At 62.6% G+C, this 4293-nt stretch carries 6 protein-coding genes; 2 read left to right on the top strand and 4 right to left on the bottom strand.

Annotated features, from left to right (window positions below):
- Positions 1–1020 (top strand): KUP/HAK/KT family potassium transporter (locus RMO51_RS08050; RefSeq protein WP_310393638.1); only part of this gene is annotated, 1020 nt, incomplete at its 5' end.
- Positions 1021–1088: 68 nt separating this feature from the next.
- On the opposite strand, the gene RMO51_RS08055 is transcribed toward RMO51_RS08050, so the two are convergent.
- From RMO51_RS08055 to RMO51_RS08065, 3 genes are all read right to left on the bottom strand, one after another.
- On the bottom strand, positions 1089–1466 hold the full coding sequence (locus RMO51_RS08055) for a VOC family protein (RefSeq protein ID WP_310393639.1): 378 nt from the start codon (positions 1464–1466) through the stop codon (positions 1089–1091).
- A 5-nt stretch (positions 1467–1471) separates the two neighbouring features.
- The gene (locus RMO51_RS08060; RefSeq protein WP_310393641.1) at positions 1472–2011 is read right to left on the bottom strand and encodes a dihydrofolate reductase family protein; all 540 of its coding nucleotides are present in this window, start codon (positions 2009–2011) and stop codon (positions 1472–1474) included.
- A 105-nt stretch (positions 2012–2116) separates the two neighbouring features.
- The gene (locus tag RMO51_RS08065) at positions 2117–2551 is read right to left on the bottom strand and encodes a DoxX family protein (protein WP_310393643.1); all 435 of its coding nucleotides are present in this window, start codon (positions 2549–2551) and stop codon (positions 2117–2119) included.
- Positions 2552–2698: 147 nt separating this feature from the next.
- Here RMO51_RS08065 and RMO51_RS08070 point away from each other — a divergent pair, with 147 nt between their 5' ends.
- Positions 2699–3691: a helix-turn-helix domain-containing protein gene (locus RMO51_RS08070; protein ID WP_310393644.1), complete on the top strand. Its 993-nt coding sequence runs from the start codon at positions 2699–2701 to the stop codon at positions 3689–3691.
- A gap of 122 nt (positions 3692–3813) precedes the next feature.
- Here RMO51_RS08070 and RMO51_RS08075 read toward each other — a convergent pair.
- Positions 3814–4293 (bottom strand): hypothetical protein (locus RMO51_RS08075; RefSeq protein WP_310393646.1); only part of this gene is annotated, 480 nt, incomplete at its 5' end.

Here is a 4293-nt window from a genome sequence, read left to right on the forward strand (position 1 = left end):
GTGGAAGCCTTGCGGCTCAATTTCTGGCCCAAGGTGCGCATTTCCTACCCCACGGAGCTGCGCGGGCAGAGCTACGTGGCCTCGCTCAACTGGCTGCTGTGCGCGGGCTGCATCGGGGTGGTGCTGTACTTCCGCGAGTCGGGCAAGATGGAAGCGGCCTTTGGCCTGGCCGTCACCATCACTATGCTCATGACCACGCTGCTGCTGGCCTACTACCTACGCCAGCAAAGAACCAACCCGGCGCTGCGCTGGCTCATCGTGGGCACCTACCTCGTCGTGGAAGGCGCCTACCTGGTGGCCAACCTGCGCAAATTCCCCGAAGGCGGCTGGCTGAGCGTGCTGCTGAGCGTGATTATTCTCGTCGTCATCGTGTCCTGGATTCAGGGCCAGAAAATTCGCCGCGACCTCACCGAATTTGTGCCTGTGGCCGACTGGCTGCCCCTGCTCCAGACGCTGAGCAACGACACGTCCGTGTCCAAGTACGCCACCCACCTGGTGTACCTCACCAAGTCAACCGACTCGTCACAGATTGAAAACGGCATCATCCACAGCATTTTCAAGAAGAACCCCAAGCGGGCCGACCTCTACTACTTCGTGCACGTGCACACCGACGACGACCCGTACACCCGTACCTTCCACGTCGAGCACATCGTGCCGCAGGAGCTGGTGCGCATCGATTTTCGGCTGGGCTTCCGCGTCGACCACGCCATCAACTACATGTTCCGGCAGGTGGTAACGGACTTGGTGCGGAACAAGGAAATCGACATCACCTCGCGCTACGAGTCGTTGCGGGAGCAGGACATCGTGGGGGACTTTCAGTTTGTGCTGCTCAACAAAACCCTGCCCTACGAGCGGTTCCTGCGCGGCTGGAAGCGCGTGGCCCTGCGCCTGCACAACTGGCTGAAGTGGCTGGGCGTGTCGGACCAGGAAAGCTTCGGCCTCGACAACAGCACCTTTACCGTGGAAAACGTACCCCTGCAAATGCCCGCGCGCCCGGAGCTGGAACTCACCCGGGACTAGCAAGGCAACCGAACAGGCGGACGCCAGGGGCGCAGGGCCAGGCGTTGCGGTGGCCCGCTGAATGGGCCCTACGCCCGCGGCGGGATTTCCTGCAAAGTCCAGGTGTTGCCGTCCGGGTCGCGGAAGCCGGCGTATTTCATGCCGCCCAGGTCCTGGATTTCGTCCATGACGACGCCCCGCCCCGCCAGCTCGGCGCGCGCCTCGGTGATGTCGGCCACCACCAGGTGCAGGCCCCGCAGCGCGCCGGCCGGCATTGCCAGACCCGGCAGCCCGGCCGCCAGCACGATGGAGCAGGCCGCGCCCGGCGGCGCGAGCTGCACCACGCGCACCGGGCCGCCGGGCCGCACGTCGTGGTCTAAATGAAAGCCGGCTTGCTCCACGTAGAATTGTTTGGCGCGGTCAACGTCCGCCACCGGCACCGGAATAAGCTCAAGTTTGAAGTCCATGGTTTTCAGGTGCTGGCCAGTTGATAGGTGAGCACCAGCACACCCGTACTGGTGGCGACCGTGTTGGTGAGCGTGAGGTTGGTGCCGTCCCCTTCCCGAAACAGCCGCTGGCCGCTGCCCAGCAGCAGCGGGTGCACCATGAGGCGGTATTCGTCAATCAGGTGGTGCTGCCGCAAGTGCTCGGCCAGTTGGCCGCTGCCGTAAATGAGCAGGTTTTGGCCGGGCTCCTGTTTGAGGCGAGTCACTTCGGCGGCCACGTCGCCTTGGATGATGCTGGCGTTCCAGTCGGCCGTGGTCAGCGTGCGGGAGGCCACGAATTTGGGCAGGCCATTCATGCGTTCGGCAAAACCGTTCTCGTCGGTCACGCCCGGCCAGGCGGCGGCGAAGCCCTCGTAGGTAACGCGGCCCAGTAGCAGGGCGTCGCTGGCCATCAGCAAGCTGTGCTGAAGCTGCGCCAGCTCGTCGTTGAAGTAAGGGCCGGTCCAGGCCGGGTTTTCCATCACCCCGTCCAGGGTGAGGTATTCAGCGGCAATTATTTTTCTCATGATAATGAATTGGCGAATGAAAGCCTGTGAAATCGAGGGGTGGTCGCCACCCTCAGAACCTATCTGTTTCTCCTTGCTCTTCAGCGTCATGAAAAGCAGGACCAGCTACGCCGCGGTCGCGGCCGTTTTGTAAGACGCCGACACTTCCAACGCCTCGGCCCGCTGCGGGGCCTGGGCCAAATACCGCTTCCACAAGAAGTAAAGCCCAAACAGCACGGCCAGCATGAGGAGCGCGGGCGCGGTTCCGGCCAGGCCCATGCCGGCGAAGGCCGTGGAAGCCCCCGCCCCAATGAAGTCGATGGCGAAGCCGGCAAACGCCCATTCCTTCAGGGTGCGGTACTTGGCCTGGAGCAGGGCCAGCGCCCCCAGGATTTTGGCCGCGCCGGTGATGTCCATGACGTAAATTGGGTAGCCCAGCTGCTGCATGGCCACGACGCCGTTGTGCTCGTGGACCAAGCCGGCAACGCCGTCCATGAGCATCATCAGGCAAAACAGAATGGTGAGGCCCCAGTAGAGGCGGGCGGTGGTGCGGGTTTTCATGGCGGGGGGTGGGGGTGAGGTGGATGATTAAATGATTAGCATTTCTAACTTGTTTAGCAAAGGTATTGGCAAAACAGCCGGCACAACAGGGGCAATTGCGGCCACTTAGGGGGGCGATTGCGCCATGAAGTTGCCTACTTTTAAGCCATGAAGCACATTACCATTCTGGTTCCCGCGGGCGACGTTGTGGTGGGCAGCATTGAGGGGCCGCACAAAGTGTTTACCCAGGTAAATGATTTTTTGCGGCGACAGGGCCAGCCGCCCGCCTTCGAGGTGGAGCTGGTGGGCCTCACCCGCGACAAGACCTTCAATCAGGGCCTGTTCACGCTGCACGCGGCCCGCACCATCCGCGAGCCGTTCCACACCGACCTCATCATTGTGCCCGCTCCGCACGGCGACTTGGCCGACGCCGTGGAGCAAAACCGCGAGCTCATTGCCTGGGTAGCCCAGCAGCACCGCGCCGGAGCCGAGGTGGCCAGCCTGTGCATGGGCGCCTTTTTGCTGGCCGCCACCGGCCTGCTGCGCGGCAAAAAGTGCGCGACCCACTGGATTGCGGCGTCCGAGTTCCGGGCCATGTTTCCCGACGTGGAGTTGGTGAACGAACGGGTGATTACCGATGAATTAGGCCTCTACTCCAGCGGCGGCGCCTATTCCCACCTCAACCTAGTGCTCTACCTGGTGGAAAAGTACGTGAGCCGCGACATGGCCGCGTGCTGCGCCAAGGTGTTTCAAATCGACATGGGCCGGGACAGCCAGTCGCCGTTCATGATTTTTAGCGGGCAGAAAGACCACGAGGACGCGCCCATCAAGCGGGTGCAGCATTTCATCGAAGCCCACTACCCCGACAAAATTTCCGTCGAAGAATTGGCCTCCCCGGCCTTCCTGAGCCGCCGCAACTTCGAGCGCCGCTTCAAAAAAGCCACCTTTAACACCGTGACCGAATACATCCAGCGCGTGAAAATTGAAGCCGCCAAAATGAGCCTGGAATCTTCGCTGGAAAACGTGAACGAGGTGATGTACTCCGTCGGCTACTCCGACACCAAGGCGTTTCGCGCCATCTTTAAAAAGATTACTGGCGTCTCGCCCGCGGCCTACCGCGACAAGTATAGCCGCAAAGTCGGGGCGGTTCTGGGTGCGTAGGCCCGGGCTCTAATGCCGATGCCTCGGACCCCGACGACGCCGTGCATGGCACTACGTCATCGGGGTCCGAGGCATTTTTTCTCGGGTGCTGCCACTTGGCTCGGCCCATGGGCCGGCTACGGCTAACGGGTGGTCGAAGCGACTGCGTCCGGGGCTGGGGCGGGGGTTAGCTCGCGCACCAAAATGGTGGTTTGCGGCTGCGGTTGCGGCTGCACTTCCACGTTGTAGCGGTAGCGCTCGCGCCCCACGCGCAGCAGCACGGCATATTTCCCGGCGGGCATCCCGCGAAAGTTCAGCTGGCTGCCGTAGGAGGGCTGGCGGTTTGCTTCGTTCACCAGGCAGGTGTGGCTGGCAAGGGAAACCACCTTCAGCTGCATCAACTGGTGCGTGGGGTTTTCAACGGTCAGCCACAAGGACTGGGCGTCGGCCTGCTTGGCTTTTACGGACGGAGCATCTTGGGCCAGGGCCGTGCCGCCGCTGGCCACGACGGCCAGTCCGCCGAGTAGCAGTGTGCGGAGATGCAACGCCGACCCAACAATTTGGGCCCGGGTTGCAGTGGTTGGAGTTGCAGCGGCCAGCGGCTGGGCGGAGCGGAGGGAGAG

The organism is Hymenobacter sp. (assembly GCF_031398885.1).
In the GTDB taxonomy this organism is placed as follows: Bacteria; Bacteroidota; Bacteroidia; order Cytophagales; family Hymenobacteraceae; genus Hymenobacter.